Genomic DNA, 22,878 nt, shown 5'->3' on the forward strand with positions numbered 1-22,878 from the left:
GTTATCGAGGACGAAATAGAATGAGCTTCACTTATCGATGACGAATCGCCTGGTTTGCAGTAGAGTCTGCGACTGTCACGTCAAAAATTACGGGATTCTGCGAAATGAATCTGGATCGAACCGACATGCGGATCCTCCGGCATCTCGAACGGGACGGACGCATCAGCAATCAGGACCTCGCGAATGCGGTCGCGCTGTCGCCGTCCGCGTGCCTGCGGCGGGTGAAGCTGCTGGAGGAGCGCGGCGCCATTTCGGGCTACCGCTGCACGATCGAGCCGAAGAAGGTCGGCGTCGCATTCGAGGCGCTCGTGCATGTGTCGATGCGGCCGGACGTGCCCGAATGGCACGACCGCTTCGTGGAGGCGATCCAGGAATGGCCGGAAGTCATCGCCGCGCAAATCGTGACGGGCGGCTCGAACTATGTGCTGACGGTGCGGGCGCGCGACCTCGATCATTACTCCGATTTCGTGATCAACCGGCTGCACCGTGCGACGGGCGTGATGTCGATCAATTCGAGCATCGTGCTCGCGACGCTCAAGCGCGACGGCTCGATTCTCGATCTCGTCGAGCCGTCCACGGGCACCTGACGAACCTTTTGCACCGGCCTGAAAAAATAGTTGAAGAAAGTACTTTACGAACCGCAAAAGCTCTGACATAATTTCAGCTTCTTTGGGCGGTTAGCTCAGCGGTAGAGCACTGCCTTCACACGGCAGGGGTCACTGGTTCGATCCCAGTACCGCCCACCAAAGAATTCAAGGGCCTGCGTCTCACGACGCAGGCCCTTTTCGTTTTGCGCCCGATTTTCCGCTGCTGCCTCCCCTGCACGCGTCCTTGCACTCGCGAACAGGTTCGTGGGGCAACGACCGGCTATCCTGCCCTCCCCACCCGCTCCGCCGTCGCGTCAAACGCGCGCTTCGCCTTGTCGACGATCTCGTCGACCTCCGCCTCTCGGATCACCAACGGCGGCGACAGCAGCATCCGGTCGCCGGTCGCACGCATGATCAGGTTGCCGTTGAAGCAGAAGTCGCGGCAGATCGTGCCGATATCGACGCTCGCGTCGAATCGCTCGCGCCGCGCACGGTCACGCGCAAGCTGAACGCCCGCGACGAGCCCCGCTCCGACGATCTCGCCAACGATCGGATGATCGCCCAGCGCATCGCGCAGGCGGCGCTGGAAATACGGCCCGATATCGCGCTTCACGCGCTCGACGATCCCTTCGTCGCGCAGCAGCTTGAGGTTCGCGACCGCGACCGCCGCCGCGACCGGGTGGCCCGAATACGTGAGGCCGTGATTGAATTCGCCATGCTCGATGATCGGCCGCGCGACGCGCTCGTGGATGCCCACCGCGCCCATCGGCACGTAGCCGGACGTCAGGCCCTTGGCCATCGTGATCAGGTCCGGCTCGAAGCCGAAGTGCTGATGCGCGAACCATTCGCCGGTGCGGCCGAAGCCGCCGATCACTTCGTCGGCGACGAGCAGGATGTCGTACTTGCGGCGGATCCGCTGGATTTCCGGCCAGTACGTCGACGGCGGGAAGATCACGCCGCCCGCGCCCTGGAACGGCTCGCCGATGAATGCGGCGACGTTCTCCGCGCCGAGCTCGAGAATCTTCGCTTCGAGCTGCTGCGCGCGCGCGAGACCGAATGCTTCGGGCGTGTCGCCAGGTTGCGCTTCGCCGAAGAAATACGGCTGATCGATATGCACGATGTGCTCGACCTTCGACGGCATCTGTTCGTGCATGTAGCCCATCCCGCCGAGCGTGCCGCCGGCGATCGTGGAGCCGTGATAACCGTTCCGGCGCGAGATCACATATTTCTTCTGCGGCTTGCCCTCGACGCGCCAGTACTGGTGCAAGAGTCGCAGCACCGTGTCGTTGCCTTCCGAGCCGCTGTTGCAATAGAAGAAGTGATTGAAGCCGGCGGGCGTCACTTCGGCGAGCATCGCGGACAGTTCGATGATCGGCGGATGCGTCGTCTTGAAGAACGTGTTGTAGAACGGCAGCTCCTGGATCTGCCGATACGCGGCGTCGGCCAGCTCCTTGCGGCCGTAGCCGACGTTCACGCACCAGAGCCCGGCCATCCCGTCGATGATCTTGTTGCCGTCCGAGTCCCACAGGTACACGCCGTCGGCCTTCACGATCACGCGGCTGCCCGCGCGATTGAGCGCGCCCATGTCCGAGAACGGGTGGATGTGGTGCGCGGCGTCGAGCGCGCGGTATTCGGCGGTCGAGCGCCCGGCGACGGTGTCGTTTCGTTCGGTCATGTTGCCTCCGCTAGTCGGCGCCGCACGCTTACACGTGCAGCAGAAGATGGCGGCGTTCCCACGAGCTGATCACGCGGAAGAACGCTTCGTACTCCGTTTCCTTCAGCGCGAGGTACGCCTTCACGAACTTGTCGCCGAGAATGCCGGCGAGCGGCGTGCACGCGGCCATCAACGAGATCCCCTCCTCCAGGTTGCGCGGCAACTGGTACGGCAGATCGTAGCCGTCCGATGCGATTGGCTCGGTCGGCTCGAGCTGCTGCGTGAGACCGAGATAGCCGGCGGCGAGCGTCGCCGCGAACGCGAGATACGGGTTGCAGTCGACGCCCGGAATCCGGTTCTCGATGCGCCGCGCAACGGGCGCCGATTGCGGAATCCGGAAGCCGACGGTACGGTTGTCGTATCCCCACTGCACGTTGATCGGCGCGGCCATGAAGCGCGACAGCCGTCGATACGAGTTGATGTACGGCGCGAAAATCGGCATCAGCGCGGGCGTGTACTTCTGCAAGCCGGCGAGATAGCTATGGAACATCGGCGACACGACGCCTCCCTCGTCGGCGAATAGATTGCGGCCCGTGCGCGCATCGGCGAGGCTCTGGTGGATGTGCATCGCCGAGCCCGGCTCGCCTTCCATCGGCTTGGCCATGAACGTCGCGTACATGTTGTGGCGCAGCGCGGCTTCGCGCACCGTGCGTTTGAACAGGAATACCTGATCGGCGAGCGACAGCGCGTCGCCGTGCACGAAATTGATCTCCATCTGCGCGGCGCCGACCTCATGGATCAGCGTCTCGATGTCGAGGCCCTGCATCTCGCAATATTCATAGATGTCCTCGAACAGCGGATCGAACTCATTGACGGCTTCGATCGAGTACGACTGGCGGCCGGTTTCCGCGCGGCCCGTGCGCCCGACGGGCGGACGCAACGGCAGGTCGGGATCGGCGTTCATGTCGACCAGATAGAACTCGAGCTCGGGCGCGACCACCGGCTTCCAGCCCTTCGCGTGGTACAGGTCGAGCACGCGGCGCAGCACGTAGCGTGGCGAAATCTCGACCGGCGAGCCGTCGAAATGCACGCAATCGTGGATCACCTGCGCAGTCGGATCGACGGCCCACGGAATCAGGCAGATCGTCGAAGGATCGGGCACGCAGACCATGTCGGGATCGGTCACACCGGTCAGCGTGCCGTCCTCCGGATAATCGCCGGTGACGGTCTGCACCATCACGGCCTGCGGCAAGCGCATCGATTCCCCGGACTCGAACTTGTTGCGCGGAATGATCTTGCCGCGCGCGATGCCGGCCATGTCGGGAATGATCGCCTCGACTTCGGTGATGCGGTGCTGACGCAGGAATTCACTCAGTTCGGGTTGCATGATCGGCCTCGTTAGTCGATGTCGATGTCGGATGCGGCCGGCGACGGCATGGCGCCGCCGGCCGCATGAAGGCGATGCGTCATTCGCGCGCGGCACGCCGCGCCGAATGCCGCGAAGATGTCGCGCGACAGCGGCTGTTCCGCATGGCGCCATTCGGGATGCCATTGCACGCCGAGTGCGAATGCGCGCGCGCCGCGCACGCTGACGGCTTCGATGAGCCCGTCTGGCGCGCACGCCTCGACGGCGAGCCCCGCGCCGAGCCGCGCGAGCCCCTGGTCGTGCAGCGAATTGACCATCGCGTCGCGCGCACCGTGCGCGACCCGCTGCAGCAGGCCGCCGGCCGTAAATTGCACGCGGTGCGCGGGGCCGTACTGCCGCTCGAGCGGATCGCCTTCGCGTTCGCGATGATCGGCGAAACCCGGGCTCGCATGGAGTCGCTGATGAAGGGTGCCGCCATACGCGACGTTCAACTCCTGCATTCCGCGGCAGATCGCGAGCACGGGCACGCCCGCGTCGATCGCCGCGCGAATCAGCGGCAGCGCGGTCGCGTCGCGTGCGGGATCGTGCAGCGTGTCAGGCGCACTCGCCGCGCCGCCATAGCGATGCGGTTCGACGTTCGAATAGCTGCCGGTCAGCAGCAGCCCGTCGACCGCTGCAACGATCGCATCGACCGGCTGGCGTACACCGAGCGCGGGCAGCACGAACGCGAGCGTGCCGGCGCCGTCGACCAGCGCGACCAGATACTTCTCCGCTGCCGTGTGGTTCGGATGCGCGCCGCGCACGATGCGGTCGGCGGTGACGGCTACGATCGGGCGCGGGCGCATGATCGCCTCCGGAGTGAGTGCGCGCCGCACGCATGCGCGCGATACAACGAGTACGCTCGCCGGCACGGCGCGCGTATATGCATGGCCATGCTGCGAGAACGAAGCGGCAGCCGGCCGGACGATCCGATGTGAATACGGGAAAGGACGCTAGGGCAACAACGAAGCGCTGCCGTCGCACTGCACCGCGCTGAACACGTGCGCGGTCACGAGGTTGAAGCGGCGCAGGCCGCGGTGGAACACAGCGAAGAAACGGGGCTCGCGTATGAGGGCGGCGCGCGTGCCGCGATCAGCATGCCGGATCGGCCCGGCCTGAGGCGGCGCGCCCGCCGACGGACTTCGGGTCCGGCGTATCGAAGGGCTGGCGGCTTTCACGATCGTACTCGACTGACTGATGAAGGCAGAACACGTGTCGCGATGAAGCTGAGGCGGCAATGCCGCGCGGCGACACGTCGGCAAGGGGTCTCGCAGCGGATTCCGGCGCAGCGCAGTGCTGATTGGCGCCGTCGCGGCCGGTGCGCGCGTGACGACTTCCTGACATTCAGCTTATATCAACTAAAAATTGCGTCAAATTTTCGGGTATCGATCGCGGTATCGATCGGACAAAAAAAACGGCATCGCCCGGCCGGGTCGATGCCGTTTTGTGCGCTGCGTCGGCGTGCACGGCGGTTGCCGGCGCACCGCCGCGCGATGCCGAGCCGCGCCGCCGCATGCCACGCAGCGACGGCTCAGCGATGCGCGAGCGCGGTTTCGACCAGCGTCTGCAACAGCGGCACGATGCGGGCAGCGCGCGCTTCGTCGTACGCATACGGACGCGTCTCTTCCATGTACGTGATCTGCGACAGTTCGAGTTGCACGGCCTCGACACCGGTGGCGGGCACGCCGTAATGACGCGTGATGTAGCCGCCCTTGAAGCGCCCGTTCGCGACGGCCGTATAGCCGCCGTGCGCAGTCACGCACGCGGCCAGCGCCTCGGCGAGGCCGGGCCGCGCACTCGCGCCGCTCGACGTGCCGAAGTTGAAGTCCGGCAGGCGCCCGTCGAAGAAGCGCGGCACGTGCGAGCGGATCGAATGCGCTTCCCACACGAGCACGCGGCCATGCTCGCGCTTGAGCCGCGCGATTTCTGCCTGCAACGCGGCGTGATACGGCCGCCAGTAGCGGTCGCGACGGCGCATGATCTCGTCGTTGTCGGGCAGCGTATTCGCCGGATACAGCGGCGCCTTGTCGAACGTGTCGATCGGCACGAGCCCGGTCGTGTCCTGCCCCGGATACAGGTTCTCGTTGTCGGGCGGACGGTTCAGGTCGACCGCGTAACGCGCGTGCGACGGCACGAGGATCGACGCGCCGAGCGTGGCTGCGAACCCGTACAGCCGTTCGAGATGCCAGTCGCAATCGTCGACGAAGCGTGCCTCGGGCGTCATCGTTGCAGCGATGTCGTCGGGGATATAGGTGCCTGCGTGCGGAATCGAGATCAGCAGCGGCAGCGTGCCCTGCTTCAGCGTTAATACAGCCGGTTGTTCAGTCATGTCGCATCACCGTAAAAGTCTGCCGGCGCAGGTGGACCGCATGCGCCGCGAGCCGCGCGTCAGCGCAGCAGTTGCGCCAGCGCGGCGCGGTAATCGGCATACGCCGCGGTTTCGTCGCGATGACGGCGACCGCTCACGACGCGCTCGCCGCCGGTGTAGACGTCGAGCACCGGCGTGTCGCCGTGCTCGGCGAACACCGCGCCGGACAGCCACGCTTCGCTGCCGTGCTCCGCGATCGCCGGATGATCGGGATCGAGCACGATCCAGTCGGCGCGACAACCTTCGCGCAGCGCGCCGATGCGCCGGCCGCTCGCCTGTGCACCGCCCGCGAGCGATGCGTCGAACAGGCGATCCGCGACGTGCGGCTGCGTGTCGCTCGCGAGCACGTTGCGCGCCCGGTGCACGAGCCGCTGCCCGTATTCGAGCAGACGCAGTTCCGAGCGCCAGTCGACCGATGCGTGGCTGTCCGAGCCGACGCCGATCACGCCGCCCTGCGCGAGATAGTCGACCGCAGGAAACACGCCGTCGCCGAGGTTCGCTTCGGTCGTCAGGCACAGGCCGGCCACCGCGCGGCGCTTCGCGAGCGCCGCCGTTTCGGCCGCGTCGACGTGCGTCGCGTGTACGAGGCACCAGCGCGCATCGACGTCGAAACGATCGAGCAGCCATTGCACCGGGCGCGCACCGTATGCGCGCACGCAATCGTCGACTTCAGCCGTCTGTTCGGCGATATGGATGTGTACCGGTGCGTCGTCCGGCAATCCTTCGAGCAGCACGCGCAGCCCGTTTTCGGACACCGCGCGCAGCGAGTGCGGCGCGACGCCGTAACGCAACGCGCCGTGCTCGGGCGCGACGCGACGCATCGCGTCGAGCAGTTCGAGCAAGCCGTCCGGCGTGTTGATGAAGCGGCGCTGATCGTCGCGCGGCGGCTTGTTGCCGAAGCCGGCGAACTGGTACGACACCGGCAGCATCGTGATGCCGATGCCGGCCAGGCGCGCCGCGTCGATCACGCGCGTGCCGAGCTCCGCGATCTGCGGATAGCGGGAGCCGTCCTGCGCGTGATGCACGTAGTGGAACTCGCACACCGACGTATAGCCGCACTTCAGCATCTCGACGTACAGCCAGCGCGCGATCGCCGCGAGCGCGTCGGGCGTGATCTTCAGCGCGAAGCGGTACATCAGGTCGCGCCAGCTCCAGAAGCTGTCGGCGGGATTCGCGCGGTATTCGGTGAGCCCCGCCATCGCGCGCTGGAATGCGTGCGAATGCAGGTTCGGCATGCCCGGCAGCACGGGCCCGGCCGCGTGCGCGACGCCGGCCGGCGCATCGGTGTCGGGCGTCACGTCGGTCAGCGTGCCGGTCGCGTCCCAGCGCAGCAGCACGTTGCGGCGCCAGCCGTCGGGCAGGTAGGCATGGTCCGCGAACAGCGTCATTTCGGTCATGGTGAGTATCGTCTCTTGCAAGGCTAGCCGTTCATCCGTCGAAACACCGTCGAACCGCCGCGTACGACCTGCTCGCACAGCGGCCGGCCGATCCAGTACGCGAGCTCCGACAGCGAGCCGACCGACCAGACCGCGAAATCGGCCTGGCGGCCGGCCTCCAGCACGCCGTGCCGATCGGCGCGCCCGAGCGCCGCCGCCGCATGGCGCGTGACGCCTTGCAACACCTCGGGCACGGTCAGCCGGAACAGCGTGCAGCCCATGTTCATCGTCAACAGCAGCGATTCGAGCGGCGACGTGCCCGGATTGTGATCGGTCGCGAGCGCGATCGGCACGCCGTGCTTGCGCAGCAGGTCGATCGGCGGCAGTTGCGTTTCGCGAATGAAGTAGTACGCGCCGGGCAGCAGCACGGCGACCGTGCCGGCCGCCTTCATCGCTTCGATGCCGGCTTCGTCGAGAAATTCGAGGTGATCGGCCGACAGCGCGCGATAACGCGCGGCAAGCGCGGTGCCGCCCGCGTTCGACAATTGCTCCGCGTGCAGCTTCACCGGCAGGCCGCGCCGCGTTGCGGCGTCGAACACGCGCTCGGTCTGCGCGAGCGAGAAGCCGATGCGTTCGCAGAATACGTCGACCGCGTCGACGAGGCCTTCGTCGGCCAGCGCCGGCAGCATCCGGTCGCACACTTCGGTGATGTATTCGTCGGCGCGGCCCGCGTATTCGGGCGGAAGCGCGTGTGCGCCGAGGAACGTCGTGTAGACGGTGACCGGAAAGCGCTCGCCCAGCTGGCGCGCAACGCGCAGCATCTTGCGCTCGCTCGCGAGGTCGAGCCCGTATCCGGACTTGATCTCGATCGCGGTCACGCCTTCGGCGAGCAGCGGCTGCAGGCGCGCGGCGGCCTGCACGAACAGCGTCGTCTCGTCGGCCGCGCGCGTCGCGCGCACCGTCGACACGATCCCGCCGCCCTGCCGCGCGATCTCCTCGTAGCTGACGCCGGCGAGGCGCTGCGCGAACTCGTCTGCGCGCGTGCCGCCGTACACGAGGTGCGTATGGCAGTCGACGAGGCCCGGCGTCACCCACGCGCCGTGCAGGTCTTCCCGGCGCCAATGCGCATAACCGTGCGGCAGCGCGGAAAACGCGCCGAGCCAGACGATCGCGCCGGTTTCGTCGACGGCGATCGCCGCATCGTCGATCGTTTCGTCGGGATGGCCGTGCGGACACAGCCTCAGGTGATGCCAGACAGTCGGTTTCATGCGTTCAGTCCCGTTCGCCGACGGCGAGCGACACGGCGAGCAGCGCACCGCCTCCGCTCACGACGACGTCAAACGCACGCTGCAGCCCGTCGAGCCGCAGCGTGTCCATTTCTTGCAATGCATGGTGCGCGCCGTCGATCCCGACGCCGACCGCACCGGCCGCGCAGAACAGCAGCACGGTGTCGGCGGGTCCGACGCGATGCGTGCCCTCGGGCCACACGTCGAGCGTGCCTCGGGCGGCCGAGCGGCGCGTCATCAGGTTGAAGTCGCGTGTCGCGCCGTCGTGCAGCGTCGCATCAACCGCGGTTTCGCCCGCGAAGTCCGCGCGCGCAAGCGGCGTATCGAGCACGTGGCGCACGCCGCCCGCTTCCGCGAGCGTCATGCCCGTGCCGGACAGCAGCACGAGGGTGCGGTCGACGCCGTCGAACCGCGAGAACGGCCCGGCCGCGGCGACGTCCGCGACGCTCACGCGCCATGCGAATGCGTCGAGCGCGGCGCCGACGGGAAACGCGCCGATTTCGCGCGTCACGCCGCCGCCGTTCTTCCACGGCGACGCAACGAGATCCGCCGCGCGGATCATCGTTGCGTGCAGCGGCGCCTGGTCGAGCGCCGTCATGCTCAGCGGCCGAGCATCGGCAGCTTCAGGCCGGCTTCGCGGGCCGTCTGCTGCGCGAGTTCGTAGCCGGCATCCGCGTGGCGCATCACGCCCGTCGCCGGGTCGTTCAGCAGCACGCGGCCGAGACGCTCGTGCGCGTCGGCGGTGCCGTCGGCGACGATCACGACGCCCGAGTGCTGCGAGAAGCCCATCCCGACGCCGCCGCCATGGTGCAGCGACACCCACGATGCGCCGCCTGCGGTGTTCAGCAGCGCGTTGAGCAACGGCCAGTCGCTGACGGCGTCCGAGCCGTCCTTCATCGATTCCGTCTCGCGGTTCGGGCTCGCGACCGAACCGGTGTCGAGGTGGTCGCGGCCGATCACGATCGGCGCCTTCAGTTCGCCGTTCTTCACCATCTCGTTGAACGCCTGGCCGAGGCGGTAGCGGTCCTTCACGCCGACCCAGCAGATCCGTGCCGGCAGGCCCTGGAACGCGATGCGCTCGCGTGCCATGTCGAGCCAGTTGTGCAGGTGCGGATCGTCCGGGATCAGCTCCTTCACCTTCTGGTCGGTCTTGTAGATGTCTTCCGGATCGCCGGACAGCGCGACCCAGCGGAACGGGCCCTTGCCTTCGCAGAACAGCGGGCGGATGTAGGCCGGCACGAAACCCGGGAAGTCGAACGCGTTCTCGACGCCCATTTCCAGCGCCATCTGGCGGATGTTGTTGCCATAGTCGAGCGTGGCCGCGCCGCGTTCCTGCAGCGTCAACATCGCCCGCACCTGCACGGCCATCGACTGCTTCGCCACCTTTACGATGCTTTGCGGATCCACCTTCTGCGCCTCGCGCCATTGCGCAACGGTCCAGCCCTGCGGCAGGTAGCCGTTGATCGGATCGTGCGCGCTCGTCTGGTCGGTCACGCAGTCCGGCGTGATACCGCGTTGCACGAGTTCCGCGAACACGTCGGCCGCGTTGCCGAGCAGGCCGACCGACACCGGCTTGCCGGTACGCTTCGCTTCGTCGATCATGCCGAGCGCTTCGTCGAGCGTCGTCGCCTTCTTGTCGACGTAACGCGTCTTCAGGCGGAAGTCGATGCGCGTCTCGTCGCATTCGACCGCGATCATCGAGAAGCCGGCCATCGTCGCCGCGAGCGGCTGCGCGCCGCCCATCCCGCCGAGGCCGCCCGTCAGGATCCAGCGGCCCGACGGATCGCCGTTGAAGTGCTGGTTCGCGACCGAGAAGAACGTTTCATAGGTGCCCTGCACGATCCCCTGGCTGCCGATGTAGATCCAGCTGCCGGCCGTCATCTGGCCGTACATCATCAGGCCTTTGCGGTCGAGCTCGTGGAAGTGATCCCAGGTGGCCCAGTGCGGCACGAGGTTCGAGTTCGCGAGCAGCACGCGCGGCGCATCCTTGTGCGTGCGGAACACCCCGACCGGCTTGCCCGACTGGATCAACAGCGTTTCGTTTTCCTCGAGATCCTTCAGCGACGCGAGGATCTGGTCGTAGCATTCCCAGTTGCGCGCCGCGCGGCCGATGCCGCCGTACACGACGAGCGCGTGCGGATGCTCGGCAACTTCCGGATCCAGGTTGTTCTGGATCATCCGGTAGGCCGCTTCGGCCAGCCAGGTCTTGCAGACCTTCTCGCTGCCGCGCGGCGCGCGAATCGTACGCGTCGGATCGAGACGGGGATCGATGTGTTTCGGATGGTTCATGACGACTGCTCCCGAAGGAAAATAAATATCAACAAGGAATCAGAAATGCCCGGTGAAGCGATAACGGCTGCCGGGATGCCACAGATTCGCCACCGAGGCGACGACACCCTGCGACCAGGTGCGTCGGTGTAAAACGAGACACGGCTCGACGTCGTCCATTCGCAGCTGCTCGCGCCGCTCGGGCGCCGGGGCCGCCGCTTCGATCCGGTACTCGACACGCTGCAGCGGAGCCGCGCGCATCAGGTACAGGTTCGGCGTCGTGTTCGTGAAATCCTGCTCGGCATAATCCGGCGCGACCGCCGGATTCACCCAGCGCTCTTCGAGCTGGACGGGCTCGTCATTCTCGAAGTGCAACACCTGCGAATGAAACAGCTTCGCACGCACGGCCACCTGCATCTCGTCGGCGAGCGCCTCGTCGGCGCGGATCGTCTCGAGGCCGAGCACGCTGGCGCGGTACGCATGCCCGCGCGCGTCGACCTCCTCCGAGATGCTGCGGATCGCCACCAGCGTCGATTCGTACTTCGGCCGTGCGACGTAGGTGCCGGCGCCCTTCATGCGCGTCAGCACCTGCTCGGCCGTCAACTCGCGCAGCGCGCGGTTGACGGTCATGCGCGCGACCTTGAACTCGCGGGCGAGTTCGTTCTCGGACGGCACCTGGTCGCCCTCCGCCCAGTCGCCGGCGTGAATGCGGCCCAGGATGAAATCCTTGATCTCCTGGTAGACCGGCGCGCTCATGGGCTTACTGTTCCGATGCGAACGAGAACGGCGCGACCTTCGCGAACGCACGCTCGCCGACCAGTTGCGCGATCACCGCGATGTCCGGCGCGAAGTAGTGATCGAGCTCGTAGTGCGCGACCTTGCTGCGGATCGTTTCCATCACCGGCGCGAGCTTCGGGCTCGTATGGAACGGCGCGCGCAGGTCGACGCCCTGAGCGGCGGCGAGCAGTTCGATCGCGAGGATGTGCTTCGTGTTGTCCGCGATGTCGGCCAGCTTGCGTGCGGCGAACGTTGCCATCGACACGTGGTCTTCCTGGTTCGCCGAGGTCGGCAGCGAATCGACCGATGCCGGATGTGCAAGCGTCTTGTTTTCCGACGCGAGCGCGGCAGCCGTCACGTGGGCGATCATGAAGCCCGAGTTCACGCCGCCGTCCTTCACGAGGAACGGCGGCAGGCCCGACAGCGTCGCATCGATCAGGAGCGCGATGCGCCGTTCGGCCAGCGCGCCGATTTCCGACGCGGCGAGCGCGAGGTTGTCGGCCGCGAACGCGACGGGCTCCGCATGGAAGTTGCCGCCCGACAGCACTTCGCCGGTATCCGGGAAGATCAGCGGGTTGTCCGACACGGCGTTCGCTTCGACGAGCAGCACGTCGGCCGCGTGGCGCATCTGGTCCAGGCACGCGCCCATCACCTGCGGCTGGCAACGCAGGCTGTACGGATCCTGCACCTTGTCGCAGTCGCGGTGCGACTGGTTGATCGGCGAACCTTCGAGCAGCTCGCGGTACGCCGCTGCCGCATCGATCTGGCCTTGATGACCGCGCAGTTCGTGGATCCGTGCATCGAACGGCTTCACCGAGCCGGCTGCCGCGTCGACCGACAGTGCACCGGCGACGAGCGCGGTGCGGTACAAGTCTTCGATCGCGAACATGTTGTCGAGCGCGAGCGCCGTCGACGCCTGCGTGCCGTTCAGCAGCGCGAGACCTTCCTTCGCCTGGAGCGTCAGCGGCGCGAGGCCCGCGACGCGCAGACCGTCGAGCGCGCTCGCGCGTTCGCCGCGGATGAACACTTCGCCGACGCCGAGCAGCACGGCCGACATGTGCGCGAGCGGCGCCAGGTCGCCCGATGCACCGACCGATCCCTTCACCGGGATCAGCGGCAGCACGTCCGCGTTGAACAGCGTGATCAGCGCGTCCATCACCTCGCGGCGAATGCCCGAGTGGCCGCGGCCGAGGCTCGACAGCTTCAGCGCCATCAGCAGGCGCACCGACGAACGCGCCATCGGCTCGCCCACGCCGACCGCGTGCGACAGCACCAGATTCTTCTGCAGCAGCTCGAGCTGGTCGTGCGGGATATGCGTGCTGGCAAGGCGGCCGAAGCCGGTGTTGATACCGTATGCCGGCTCGCCTTTCGCCGCGATGTCGGCGACGGCCTTCGCGCCCGCGTCGATCTTCGCGAAGCTTGCGGGGTCGAGCTGGAGCTGCACCGATTCGCGAGCGATCTTGCGCAGTTGCGGAAGGGTCAGGTGGCCGGGGGTCAACGTAATCATGTGAGCAATCCTGTCTAGACAAGTTCGGGATGGATTGCAGTGTAGCCATCCAAACTTGTCTAGACAAGTCCGTTTTCACGATTTGGACTCGGGAGTTTCCCTGATGCCCCGATCGGCCCGCGGCGCCGGTTCGTCAAGCCGGCCAATTAACATATGTTGCGATTATTTGATTTTTATGAGCATACGAATCATCGCTTCACGGTAGTTCGGCAAAGGGCGCACTGGCATGATCATCGCGTTCCGGTTGGCCGCCCCGTTCAGCCACGGTGTGCTCGTCGCGACCTGCGCGCTCGCGGGCGACACATCGCCCGCCCCCGAGCCGCTGTCCCGATCGGCGATGCGATCAACGCGTACCGTGTGGCGCTGGACGACGCGCCACTCGCTCAAGCGCGCCGCTCAGCGCGTCCAGGCGACGCACGCGGCGTAGCCGGGTGCCGCGTCGAGCCAGCCCGCGTCGAACGCAGCCACGCCGGCGGCCGGAGCGGCCGGCTCGACGATCGTCGTCGCGGGCGTCGTCGCATCGCGCGGCGGCACGACCGCGAATGCGCGCAGCCCACCGACGATGCCGGTGCCCAGCGCTTTCAGCAGCGCCTCCTTCGCGGACCACACGCGCATGAACGCGCCGGCGCGCGCAGCCAGCGGCAGGCTCTCGAGATATGCGGCCTCGGCCGGTGCGCATACTTCGGCGGCCAGCCCTCGCCAGTCGGCCGTGCGGCTGCAGTTTTCGATATCGACGCCGACGCGTGCCGACGCCCATGCGATGAGTGCATGATCGCCCGCGTGCGACACGTTGAAATCCAGCGACGCACGATGCGCCGGGTCGAGTGACGGCCGCCCCGCTTCGTCGACGACGATCGAGACGTCTTGCGGCGCCATGCCGAGCGCCGCGCCGAGCACGTCGCGCAGCGCGGCGCGCGTCGCGGCGCTGCGCACCGCGTCCTCGTGCCTCAAATAGCGCGCCGCGCGCGCGCGCTCCGCATCGCTCAGCGCTGCATAGGCTGGCGACGCGAGCGGCACGCGCCAGTCGAAGTCGATGCGCGCGACCTGCACGCCGGCGCGCAACGCGGCAGGCGGCACGTCAAGCATGCGTACGCGCCACGCACGGCGCAGGTCGGCAGACATTTCGGAATCGTGCGGAGCGGACATCGGAGGGAAGCAGCCAGTCGGGTTGAGCGTCCGATGTTAATCGATCGCGCTGCACGCGAATCGCCGTGTTCCAGTCAGGCGCGCGCAATTGCCGTATCGCGAACTCGCCGTTTCGTCGACGCGTTCGCCCGATGGCTGGACGGCCAGAACGGGATAGGCCCGTTCAGCCGTGTGCGACGGCACCCTGCCCGTCGCTTCCCGCTCGGTCCGCGCGCCGCGCCGGATGGGATGCGTGCACGCGGCCCGGCGCGTCGGCCGACAATGCGCCGTGCCGCAGCCAGTCGAGCGCGACCGGCCACAGCGTGTCGGTGAAGCGACTGTGGAAGAACGCGAAGTGGCCGATCGCATCGACGCCGATGTCGCGCGGGGCGATCCGCAGGTGCGTGACGTCGCTGCCCGTGTAATAGCCGACGAGCCGCTCGATCGCGTCGATCGTGCCGAATCCGTCGTCGTCGATGCCAATCGCGAGCATCGGCGCCGACAGCCGCGCGAACCGGGACGGCAGCGCGGCGCGGCTCGCGGCGGGCTCGGCGAGCACGCCGCGCGTGTACGCGTCCTCGAAGCGCGCTTGGGCGCGCACCCACGACAGCGCGACGCCGCGCGGCGTGTCCTCCATCCAGCCGAGCCGCTTCGCGGGCACGTAGCCGAACACGGCTGCTAGGGCCGGCATCGCGACATGCCACTTCCACCACATGCGCCGCCGCTCCTCCGGCCGATAGTCACGCCAATACGCGTATTGCGCGCCGACGGTCACCACATGGCGCACGTGCACATTCGACGCGGCGAGCCCGAGCACGCAGCCGCCGATGCTGTGCGCGACGACGTCGAGCGGCTGGCCGGGAAACGCGTCGCGTGCATACTGCAGCGCGGCCTCGCAATCGAGCCGCCCCCAGTCGAGCCAGTTCGCGCGCAACGTCGACAGCCGCGCCGGGCGCGAACCCCCGATTCCGCGATAGTCGTACACGAGCACGTCGCGGCCCTGCGCGAAAAGCCACGCCGCGAAACGGAAGTAATAGTCGCAACGCACCGACGTAGCGCAATTGACGACCGTCACGGGCCGCACGGCGGCGCCCCCGCGATGCCGCCACACGTAGCCGCGCAGCGGGTAGCCGTCGGCAGCGGTCAGCGTCACGGGCTCCGGCGGCAACGCACCCGCGGGGCGAACTGCTGCCTGGTCGGCTGCTTGATCGGCTGCTTGATCGGCTGCTTGATCGGTCGCTCGGGCGGTGCGCGCCGCGCCGCCTGTTTCGTTCGAAATCGTCATCCTGTCTCCTGTCCGGCGCGCTGCATCGCTTGGCGCCCGGCCCGGTCGGGCAGCCTCCATTGAACTTGACGAGCGCGGCGTTCTCAACCAATCTTGCTGATCCGTTCGCATGAGTTCCACGCATGTCAACGCCGCTCGTTCGTCTCCCGTCGCTGGACCTCGTGCGCGGTTTCGTCGCCGTCGGCCGCCGCATGAGCATCACGCTCGCCGCGCAGGATCTGTGCGTGACGCAGTCGGCGGTCAGCCGCCAGGTGCATGCGCTCGAAGCGCATCTCGGCATCGCGCTGCTGCAGCGCGGCTATCGGAAAATCGCGCTCACGCCGGAAGGCGAGCGCCTGTTCCGCGCCGCGGATGCCGCGCTGCTCAGCCTTCAGGACACCGTCGCCGCGCTTGCCGCCGCGCGCGAACGACAGCCCGTGACGATCACCGCGAGCATCGGCGTCACCGCACTGTGGCTGCTGCCACGGCTGGGCCGGCTGCAGGCGCGCCTGCCGGACATCGACCTGCGCGTGGCCGCGAACGACAAGGTACTCGATTTGCGCGCGGAAGGCATCGACCTGGGGATCCGCTACTGTCCGCGCGAGCGCGCACCGGCCGGCGCGCTGCATCTGTTCGACGAGATCGTCGTGCCGGTCGCACACCCGGCGCTGGCCGAGCGGCTCCTCACGGATACGGCCGCGATCGCCGACCAAGTGTTGCTCGAATTCGACGGCCCGCCGCAAACGCAGCTGCGGTGGCACGCGTACCTGCACGCGGCCGGACTCGGCGAAGTGCGCCCGAAAGGCGTGCTGCGCTTTAACCAGTACGATCAGGTGATTCAGGCCGCGATCGCAGGCCAGGGCGTCGCGCTCGGACGGCTCGCACTCGTCGAGCCGATGCTCGCGGACGGCCGGCTCGCGGTGCGCGGCCCGCAGTCGCATGCAGTGCCGGATGCATACGGTTACTGGCTGTTCCGTCACGATCGGACGCCGCGCCGTGAAGTCGCCGACGTGCTCGACTGGATCGTCGCGGAGGCAGCCGACTGCGACACCGCGATCCGCGAGTATGGCGCGACGCTGCGGTAGCGGCGCACAAGTGTCCGCGTCGAGCCGCTGCGCGTGCGGCGGGTCACGTCGAGACGCGTCACGCGATGCGTCGATCTCGCGACGCCCCGCTGCCTCGCGGGCCCGTCGCACCACATCGGTTCCCGGGGTTGTAGAGGGCGCCACGCGCTGCGCTTTCGTTTCTCGCGTTTCTCGCGTTTCTCGCGTTTCACACGTTTCTCGCGTTTCTCGCTTCCCCGCGCATCACCGCCGTCGCATTCCCTACGAGCATGCGAACGCGACCAAATCGTCGCTTGAACGACATCGGGCCGGATCGTCTAATCGGATCGAACGCGGCCATCGCGCCGCATGCACGCATCCGGAGACACGCATGACCCCGATCGAACAAGACGCCAGGCGCCGCTGGCTGCCGGTGCTCGCGGGCGGCCTGATCATGGGCGCCGCGCTCGGCATTCGCCACGTGCAGGGATTGTTCCTCGCACCCGTTACACTCGACCACGGCTGGTCGCGCGAAGCGTTCGGCCTCGCGCTCGCGCTGCAGAACCTGATCTGGGGCCTCGCGCAGCCGTTCACCGGAATGATTGCCGACCGCTTCGGGTCGGTGCGCGTGATCGTCGCCGGCATGCTGCTCTATGCGGCCGGGCTACTCGTCATGGCGCTGGCCGCGTCCGCCGGCGTGTTCACACTCGGTGCGGGGCTCGTAATCGGCATCGCGCTGTCGGGGTCGGCGTTCGCGTCGATCTACGGCGCGCTTAGCCGGTTGTTCCCGCCTGACCGGCGCAGCTGGGCGCTGGGCGTCGCGGGCGCGATCGGGGGGCTCGGCCAATTCTGCATGGTGCCCGTCGCGCAGGTGCTGATCGGACACATCGGGTGGCAGCATGCATTCATCGCGCTCGCACTCGTCGCCGGTATGCTCGCGCCGCTCGCCGTCATGGTGCGCGACCGGCCCGCACAAGCCGCGAATCGCGTGGAAGGTCACGAACAGTCGATCGGCGCGGCCGTGCGCGAGGCGTTCGCGCATCGCGGGTTCTGGCTGCTGAATGCCGGTTTCTTCGCATGCGGGTTCCAGTTGGCGTTCATCGCGACCCACCTGCCCGCGTATCTGCTCGATCACGGCCTGCCTGCTCGCCACGCCAGCGTCGCGCTCGCGCTGATCGCGCTGACCAACGTGGCCGGCACTTATGCATGCGGCCATCTCGGCGGCCTGCTGCGGCGCAAGTATGTGCTGTCGGTGCTGTATCTGGTCCGCGCGCTCGCGATGGCCGCATTCGTCGCCGCGCCGTTGTCGCCGGTCAGCGTCTATGTATTCGCCGCGGTGATGGGCTTCACGTGGCTCGGCACGGTGCCGCTGACGAACGGCGTGATCTCGCAAGTATTCGGCGTGCGTTACATCGCGACGCTGTTCGGCTTCGTGTTCTTCGGGCACCAGCTCGGCAGCTTCTTCGGCGTATGGCTCGGCGCGATCGTGTACGACGCAACGCATTCCTACCTGCCGCTGTGGATCGGCTCGATCGCGCTCGGCGTGCTGGCGGCGCTCCTGCATCTGCCGATCGACGACGCACGCGTCGCGCGGCCGGCGCCGAGCAAGCCGGCATGGGCGTGATACGCGCGTTGCTCGCCGCCGGCGTGCTCACGTTCGTCGCGTGGTGCGGCGCCGCGTACTTCGATTCGGGTATCGCGCTTGCGTTGCTCGAGCGCGCGGCGTTCTGCGACTGAGCGCTACGTGCGGCATTGCGCGTCCGAATGCGCGACGACGCCGGATGGTCGTACGCAGCGACGTTCCGCCAGCAGGGCGAGCCAGCAATGCAGCGACTAGCGCGCCGTCGCCCGCGTCGTGGACATACATGCACGCATGCGGGCGGCCCGGCGCCGCCGCGCGGGCTTCGCGAGCACACAGGTACCGCACCGTCAAAGCACGGCGCGGACATCACTCACATACGTGTCAATCGAGACGGAATGCCGCTTCGAAGCGTTCGGCGAATGCGTCGAACTCGGCTTCCGGCAGATGATTGATGCCGCCCGCGCGCTTGCGGCCGCCGCCGGTCGGAAAACCGCGGCAGAATTCGTCCGCGCCGAGCGGCCGGCCGTCGGGCACGCGCACACTGACCACGAGCCCGCCTTGTGCACGCGGCGACAGTACTGCGAGCGCCGCATGTGGCGCGTTGCGCATTCGCTCGTTCGCGAGCATCCCCGTCGCACGTCGTGCCCACGGATGATCCGGCATCCTGATCAGCGTCGCGCCCGGCACGTCGCGCAGAGGCGCGACCGTACATGCCCGCGCCAGATCGGCGCGATAACCGTCGCGCAGCGCCGCGAATACCGGCGTGCCGTGCACGAAGTCGAGCGGGTCGGCGCACGGCAACATCGCGTCGGCGAGCACCGCCGGATCGAAATGCAGATCGGCGACGCAATCGCCGTACGCGTTGTAGTTCAGATAGAGCCCGAGTTCGGCCAGCGTACGGCGTTCGGTGGCGTCGATCGTGTGCTCGCGCGCGAGCGCGTTGCCCAGCGCCGGCAATTCGTCGCCGAACGCCGCGACGATCGCCCAGCGCACGTGCCGGCCGCCCAGGTAGCCGTTCACGAGCGCGCTCGTGCAGACGTCGGCGGCCGTGTCGATATGGGCGTCGAAACGCGGATCGCCGGGCAGTTCGCCCGCGAAGTGATGGTCGAAGTAGCGGACCGCCGCGCCGTCGCGCAGCATCCGCGCACATGCGTCGCGATTCCGGTCGTGGGAAACGTCGAGCACGGTCACGCGATCGCCGGCCCGTGCGTCGATGCGCTCGAGCAGCGTGATGTCGCGCTTTACGCCGGTGACCAGCGTGCCGCGCTCGCCCTCCGCGAGCCGCAGCTGCTGCAGCGCGCACAGGCCGTCCGCGTCGCCGTTGAACGCGAAGAAATGCCGCGCCTGTGGTCGTCCCTGCATGATCCGTTGCTCCATTGTCAGCACATGCACGCGCCGCCGCTCGTGTCCAGCGTCGGTCACGCGGATACGGTGGGCGCGGAGTTCGCGCGCACGGCATTGTGCCGCAACCGCACGCGCAGCCGCCAACGTCTCTTTCGAAACAGCGTAATCCGCTTCGCCTGCAAACGGCTTGCGAGTGGCATCCGTGTCAATCGTCACCATCGCGTCGCGCGTGCGTCGCTTGGTGTGCGGGACGATCGCCTGCGTGAGCGCCACATTGTCCGCCACGTCGGTGCCGCGCCCCGCTCACCCGCGGCGAGGTCGCCTTCGTCGACCGCTTCGGCGAAGTACCGCGCACGAATGCGCTATTCGCGACCACGTCCGTCCGTTCGACGCGCACGACGGTCGGCACGCCAAGCGAACAGGATCGCGAATCACACTACCCGCATGCGACCTGTACGAAGCCCTGTGCGGCGCGGCAAACCGCGCTCGGGAAAGACGGACGAACAGCTTCGTAGCGGATGGGGAAGTAATGCCACGCGCGGGTGCTGGCTCGCTACTGCATGCCGCTGAATGCCCTCGTGAATCGCGAGCCTGCGACGGGGTAGCACGACGATCTGCGTTATGTCATAAGTCATCGTATGTTTTAAAACATGACAACCACTCGCCACACCGCAAAAATACCGGATAATCCCGGGTAAACCCGGGACGTCAGCGTCGTACGCCCAGCGTAACATGTCATACGACGACATACTACACAGCTCGCCATTTCGACGCCCGACGCGGGCCGCCGCGCCCCGCTGGCAAACCCACCGGAGACACCCTTGACCACCCCCGCCCTGCGCGGCCGCGACCCACTCGCGTCCGCCGTATCCAAAGTGAAGTGGCATGTGTTGCCGCTCGTGCTGATCATGTTCATCGCGAACTACATCGATCGCGTAAACGTCGGCTTCGTCGACCGCCACCTCGAAGCGTCGATCGGCATCGGCGCGGCCGCATACGGGCTCGGCGCCGGCCTGTTCTTCGTCGGCTACGCGCTGTTCGAAGTGCCGTCGAACCTGCTGATGCAGCGCTACGGCGCGCGCGTCTGGCTCGCGCGGATCATGGCGACGTGGGGCATCGTCGCGGCCGCAATGGCATTCGTGTGGAACGACACGTCGTTCTACGTACTGCGCTTCCTGCTCGGCGCGGCCGAGGCCGGCTTCTTCCCGGGCGTCGTGCTGTACCTGTCGCAATGGCTGCCGCCGCAGGAGCGCGGCAAGGCGATGGCGATCTTCCTTGGCGGTTCCGCATTCGCTTCAGTGCTGTCGGGGCCCGTGACCGGCGCGTTGCTGTCGATCCATGGCTACGGCCTGCAAGGCTGGCAGTGGATGTTCTTGATCGAAGGGCTGTTCTCGGTCGCGCTGTGCGGCGCGTGCTGGCTCTTGCTGAAATCGCACATCCGCGATGCGACGTGGCTCACTGCCGAAGAACGCGCGGCACTCCAGAATGCGCTCGATGAAGAACGTGCGACGCGCGACGTGCGCTCGAAGGCGCACGTGTCGGCCGTGACGCTGCTGCGCGACCCGCAGATCGTGCTGTTCTGCTTCCTGTATTTCTCGATTCAGTTGACGATCTACGCGGCGACCTTCTGGCTGCCGACGATCATCCGCAAGATGGGCGGCCTCACCGACTTCCAGGTCGGCCTGTACAACACGATTCCGTGGATGATCGCGATCGGCGCGATGTACGGCTTCGCGCTGCTGTCCGCAAAGTGGAAGCATCCGCAGCGCTGGCTGTCGTGCGCGCTCGTGCTGGCCGCTTGCGGCTTGTTCGCGTCGACGTCGCACGATCCCGTGTGGTCGTTCGCGTCGATCTGCTTCGCCGCGCTCGGCTTCAAGGCCGCCTCGTCGCTGTTCTGGCCGATCCCGCAAGGCTACCTCGACACGCGCGTCGCCGCGGCCGTGATCGCGCTGATCAACTCGATCGGCAACCTCGGCGGCTTCGTCGCGCCGACGGCCTTCGGCTATCTGAAGCAACATACGGGTTCGATCACGGGCGGCTTGTATGCGCTCGCGATCGCATCCCTCGTCGCCGCGGTCGCCGCGCTGTTCGCCCGCACGCACCGGCGCAGCGACCCGCCGCGCGGGCTGCCGGCCGACGAATCCTTCACGAACACCGCGATGCTCCGCCATGCCGAACACTGACCGCCTGACCGTCGTCGTCTCGAATGCCGCCGACGGCGACCTCGCCACGTTCTCGCTTGCATCCGACGGCGCGCTGGCGCCGCTCGCCCGCTACCCGACCGGCGACGCCGTAATGCCGATTGCCGTGCAGCCCGATCGTGCGCGGCTGTACGTCGCGACGCGTGGTGAACAGCCGGCGATCGTCGCGTTCCGCGTCGCGCCCAGCACCAGCGCGTTCGCCCGCATCGGCGCGACCGCGATCGACGCAAGCCATGCGTATCTGTCGCTCGACCGCAGCGGCCGGTGGCTGCTCGGCGCGTCGTACGGCGGCAATTCGCTGACCGTCTACGATGCCGCGCGCGTGCGCGACGGCGACGGCGCGCCGCTGCAGGTCGCGAACGGCATCGCGAACGCGCATGCGGTGATCGTATCGCCGGACAACCGGTTCGCTTACGTCAGCTCGCTCGGCTCGGACCGGATCTTGACGTTCGCGCTGGTCGAGGATGCCGACGGCCTGCGTGCGGTCGAGCACGGCGAAACGCGCGTGCCTGCCGGCTTCGGGCCGCGCCATCTGCGCTTCGCGCGCGACGGCCATGTGCTCGTCGCGGTCAGCGAATTCCAGGCGACGCTTGCGACGTTCACGCGCAATATCGATAGCGGGCGCCTCGGCGACGCCGAGGTCAGCGCGCGCCACCCGGCCGTTGCCGGCCTCCCGCAAGGTCATGCGCGGCCGCCCGCGCCAAGCCAACCGTCCGTCTGGGCCGCCGATCTTCACCTGACGCCCGACGAGCGCTTCGCGTACGTCAGCGAACGCACGTCGAGCCAGTTGCTCTGCTATCGGCGCGATGCCGACGGCTCGTTCGAACCCGTACACGCAAGCGCCACCGAAACGCAACCGCGCGGCTTCGCGATCGATCCGTCCGGACGATGGCTCGTCGCATGCGGCGAGCAATCGGAATATGTATCGGTCTACGCGATCGCGCCGGACGATGGCACGCTCGCGCTGCATGCCCGCGTGGCCGGCGGGCGCGGCGCCAACTGGGTTGCAATCTTCTGATCGTTCGACGGTCGAGCGAGCGCGTGTGCGTTCGCATTTCCCGATCGAGCGATGCCCTCAGGACAACGTGCAG

At 67.6% G+C, this 22,878-nt stretch carries 20 protein-coding genes and 1 tRNA gene; 7 read left to right on the forward strand and 14 right to left on the reverse strand.

Annotated elements, in window-relative coordinates; translation table 11 throughout:
- Nucleotides 1-104 precede the first annotated feature (104 nt).
- Nucleotides 105-587: an Lrp/AsnC family transcriptional regulator gene (locus WK25_RS10510; protein ID WP_040144604.1), complete on the forward strand. Its 483-nt coding sequence runs from the start codon at nt 105-107 to the stop codon at nt 585-587.
- Between the two features lie 84 nt (nt 588-671).
- A tRNA-Val gene (locus WK25_RS10515) sits at nt 672-746 on the forward strand.
- A gap of 121 nt (nt 747-867) precedes the next feature.
- Here the strand turns inward: WK25_RS10515 and WK25_RS10520 are convergent.
- From WK25_RS10520 to WK25_RS10585, 13 genes are all read right to left on the reverse strand, one after another.
- Nucleotides 868-2,262, reverse strand: coding sequence for an aspartate aminotransferase family protein (locus WK25_RS10520; RefSeq protein WP_069241553.1), 1,395 nt, complete (start codon nt 2,260-2,262; stop codon nt 868-870).
- Between the two features lie 28 nt (nt 2,263-2,290).
- Complete coding sequence (locus WK25_RS10525) at nt 2,291-3,628, reverse strand: glutamine synthetase family protein (protein WP_040144606.1); 1,338 nt, start codon at nt 3,626-3,628, stop codon at nt 2,291-2,293.
- 11 nt (nt 3,629-3,639) lie between these two features.
- On the reverse strand, nt 3,640-4,452 hold the full coding sequence (locus WK25_RS10530) for a gamma-glutamyl-gamma-aminobutyrate hydrolase family protein (protein WP_069241976.1): 813 nt from the start codon (nt 4,450-4,452) through the stop codon (nt 3,640-3,642).
- 725 nt (nt 4,453-5,177) lie between these two features.
- Nucleotides 5,178-5,975 (reverse strand): N-formylglutamate deformylase, encoded by a 798-nt coding sequence (hutG, locus tag WK25_RS10540; protein WP_069241554.1) that lies wholly within the window; start codon nt 5,973-5,975, stop codon nt 5,178-5,180.
- 59 nt (nt 5,976-6,034) lie between these two features.
- Nucleotides 6,035-7,411 (reverse strand): formimidoylglutamate deiminase, encoded by a 1,377-nt coding sequence (locus WK25_RS10545; protein WP_069241977.1) that lies wholly within the window; start codon nt 7,409-7,411, stop codon nt 6,035-6,037.
- Nucleotides 7,412-7,434: 23 nt separating this feature from the next.
- A complete protein-coding gene (gene hutI / locus WK25_RS10550; RefSeq protein WP_059546050.1) occupies nt 7,435-8,658 on the reverse strand; it encodes an imidazolonepropionase in 1,224 nt (407 codons plus the stop codon).
- A gap of 4 nt (nt 8,659-8,662) precedes the next feature.
- Entirely contained in the window at nt 8,663-9,274 is a 612-nt protein-coding gene (locus WK25_RS10555; protein WP_069241555.1) for a HutD family protein, read from the reverse strand.
- Between the two features lie 2 nt (nt 9,275-9,276).
- A complete protein-coding gene (hutU, locus tag WK25_RS10560; RefSeq protein ID WP_040144611.1) occupies nt 9,277-10,965 on the reverse strand; it encodes a urocanate hydratase in 1,689 nt (562 codons plus the stop codon).
- A 39-nt stretch (nt 10,966-11,004) separates the two neighbouring features.
- A complete protein-coding gene (hutC, locus tag WK25_RS10565; RefSeq protein ID WP_040144612.1) occupies nt 11,005-11,700 on the reverse strand; it encodes a histidine utilization repressor in 696 nt (231 codons plus the stop codon).
- Between the two features lie 4 nt (nt 11,701-11,704).
- A complete protein-coding gene (hutH, locus tag WK25_RS10570) occupies nt 11,705-13,228 on the reverse strand; it encodes a histidine ammonia-lyase (RefSeq protein WP_040144613.1) in 1,524 nt (507 codons plus the stop codon).
- A gap of 162 nt (nt 13,229-13,390) precedes the next feature.
- Nucleotides 13,391-13,615 (reverse strand): hypothetical protein, encoded by a 225-nt coding sequence (locus WK25_RS31195; RefSeq protein WP_156789027.1) that lies wholly within the window; start codon nt 13,613-13,615, stop codon nt 13,391-13,393.
- 9 nt (nt 13,616-13,624) lie between these two features.
- Complete coding sequence (locus tag WK25_RS10580; RefSeq protein WP_040144615.1) at nt 13,625-14,374, reverse strand: 4'-phosphopantetheinyl transferase family protein; 750 nt, start codon at nt 14,372-14,374, stop codon at nt 13,625-13,627.
- A 163-nt stretch (nt 14,375-14,537) separates the two neighbouring features.
- On the reverse strand, nt 14,538-15,638 hold the full coding sequence (locus WK25_RS10585; protein ID WP_040144616.1) for an alpha/beta fold hydrolase: 1,101 nt from the start codon (nt 15,636-15,638) through the stop codon (nt 14,538-14,540).
- 122 nt (nt 15,639-15,760) lie between these two features.
- Between WK25_RS10585 and WK25_RS10590 the strand changes: the two genes are divergently transcribed.
- The 3 genes from WK25_RS10590 to WK25_RS32260 all read left to right on the forward strand — a co-directional run bounded on the left by WK25_RS10590 (nt 15,761) and on the right by WK25_RS32260 (nt 18,397).
- Nucleotides 15,761-16,702: a LysR substrate-binding domain-containing protein gene (locus WK25_RS10590; RefSeq protein ID WP_069241557.1), complete on the forward strand. Its 942-nt coding sequence runs from the start codon at nt 15,761-15,763 to the stop codon at nt 16,700-16,702.
- A 349-nt stretch (nt 16,703-17,051) separates the two neighbouring features.
- Nucleotides 17,052-18,284 carry an MFS transporter gene (locus WK25_RS10595; protein WP_040144618.1) on the forward strand — a complete coding sequence of 411 codons (1,233 nt, stop codon included), beginning with the start codon at nt 17,052-17,054 and terminating at the stop codon, nt 18,282-18,284.
- Nucleotides 18,275-18,397 (forward strand): hypothetical protein, encoded by a 123-nt coding sequence (locus tag WK25_RS32260; RefSeq protein ID WP_040144619.1) that lies wholly within the window; start codon nt 18,275-18,277, stop codon nt 18,395-18,397. The genes WK25_RS10595 and WK25_RS32260 overlap by 10 nt, the downstream gene beginning before the upstream one ends.
- 226 nt (nt 18,398-18,623) lie before the next feature.
- Here the strand turns inward: WK25_RS32260 and WK25_RS10600 are convergent, their stop codons facing one another.
- Nucleotides 18,624-19,604, reverse strand: a complete 981-nt coding sequence (locus tag WK25_RS10600) for an acetyltransferase (RefSeq protein WP_069241978.1) — start codon at nt 19,602-19,604, stop codon at nt 18,624-18,626.
- A gap of 803 nt (nt 19,605-20,407) precedes the next feature.
- Between WK25_RS10600 and WK25_RS10605 the strand changes: the two genes are divergently transcribed.
- Both WK25_RS10605 and WK25_RS10610 read left to right on the forward strand, forming a co-directional pair.
- Nucleotides 20,408-21,769 carry an MFS transporter gene (locus WK25_RS10605; protein ID WP_069241558.1) on the forward strand — a complete coding sequence of 454 codons (1,362 nt, stop codon included), beginning with the start codon at nt 20,408-20,410 and terminating at the stop codon, nt 21,767-21,769.
- Nucleotides 21,756-22,805 (forward strand): lactonase family protein, encoded by a 1,050-nt coding sequence (locus tag WK25_RS10610; protein WP_069241559.1) that lies wholly within the window; start codon nt 21,756-21,758, stop codon nt 22,803-22,805. Before WK25_RS10605 ends, WK25_RS10610 begins: the two co-directional genes overlap by 14 nt.
- Nucleotides 22,806-22,878: the final 73 nt, after the last annotated feature.

Source organism: Burkholderia latens (assembly GCF_001718795.1).
GTDB classification, from domain to species: domain Bacteria; phylum Pseudomonadota; class Gammaproteobacteria; order Burkholderiales; family Burkholderiaceae; genus Burkholderia; species Burkholderia latens_A.

What these genes read in the sequence shown, in the direction of transcription:
- WK25_RS10510 (WP_040144604.1), top strand. Translation starts at nt 105, where the DNA reads ATGAATCTGGATCGAACCGACATGCGGATCCTCCGGCATCTCGAACGG.
- WK25_RS10520 (WP_069241553.1), bottom strand. Translation starts at nt 2,262, where the DNA reads ATGACCGAACGAAACGACACCGTCGCCGGGCGCTCGACCGCCGAATAC.
- WK25_RS10525 (WP_040144606.1), bottom strand. Translation starts at nt 3,628, where the DNA reads ATGCAACCCGAACTGAGTGAATTCCTGCGTCAGCACCGCATCACCGAA.
- WK25_RS10530 (WP_069241976.1), bottom strand. Translation starts at nt 4,452, where the DNA reads ATGCGCCCGCGCCCGATCGTAGCCGTCACCGCCGACCGCATCGTGCGC.
- hutG (WP_069241554.1), bottom strand. Translation starts at nt 5,975, where the DNA reads ATGACTGAACAACCGGCTGTATTAACGCTGAAGCAGGGCACGCTGCCG.
- WK25_RS10545 (WP_069241977.1), bottom strand. Translation starts at nt 7,411, where the DNA reads ATGACCGAAATGACGCTGTTCGCGGACCATGCCTACCTGCCCGACGGC.
- hutI (WP_059546050.1), bottom strand. Translation starts at nt 8,658, where the DNA reads ATGAAACCGACTGTCTGGCATCACCTGAGGCTGTGTCCGCACGGCCAT.
- WK25_RS10555 (WP_069241555.1), bottom strand. Translation starts at nt 9,274, where the DNA reads ATGACGGCGCTCGACCAGGCGCCGCTGCACGCAACGATGATCCGCGCG.
- hutU (WP_040144611.1), bottom strand. Translation starts at nt 10,965, where the DNA reads ATGAACCATCCGAAACACATCGATCCCCGTCTCGATCCGACGCGTACG.
- hutC (WP_040144612.1), bottom strand. Translation starts at nt 11,700, where the DNA reads ATGAGCGCGCCGGTCTACCAGGAGATCAAGGATTTCATCCTGGGCCGC.
- hutH (WP_040144613.1), bottom strand. Translation starts at nt 13,228, where the DNA reads ATGATTACGTTGACCCCCGGCCACCTGACCCTTCCGCAACTGCGCAAG.
- WK25_RS10580 (WP_040144615.1), bottom strand. Translation starts at nt 14,374, where the DNA reads ATGTCCGCTCCGCACGATTCCGAAATGTCTGCCGACCTGCGCCGTGCG.
- WK25_RS10585 (WP_040144616.1), bottom strand. Translation starts at nt 15,638, where the DNA reads ATGACGATTTCGAACGAAACAGGCGGCGCGGCGCGCACCGCCCGAGCG.
- WK25_RS10590 (WP_069241557.1), top strand. Translation starts at nt 15,761, where the DNA reads ATGTCAACGCCGCTCGTTCGTCTCCCGTCGCTGGACCTCGTGCGCGGT.
- WK25_RS10595 (WP_040144618.1), top strand. Translation starts at nt 17,052, where the DNA reads ATGACCCCGATCGAACAAGACGCCAGGCGCCGCTGGCTGCCGGTGCTC.
- WK25_RS32260 (WP_040144619.1), top strand. Translation starts at nt 18,275, where the DNA reads ATGGGCGTGATACGCGCGTTGCTCGCCGCCGGCGTGCTCACGTTCGTC.
- WK25_RS10600 (WP_069241978.1), bottom strand. Translation starts at nt 19,604, where the DNA reads ATGCAGGGACGACCACAGGCGCGGCATTTCTTCGCGTTCAACGGCGAC.
- WK25_RS10610 (WP_069241559.1), top strand. Translation starts at nt 21,756, where the DNA reads ATGCCGAACACTGACCGCCTGACCGTCGTCGTCTCGAATGCCGCCGAC.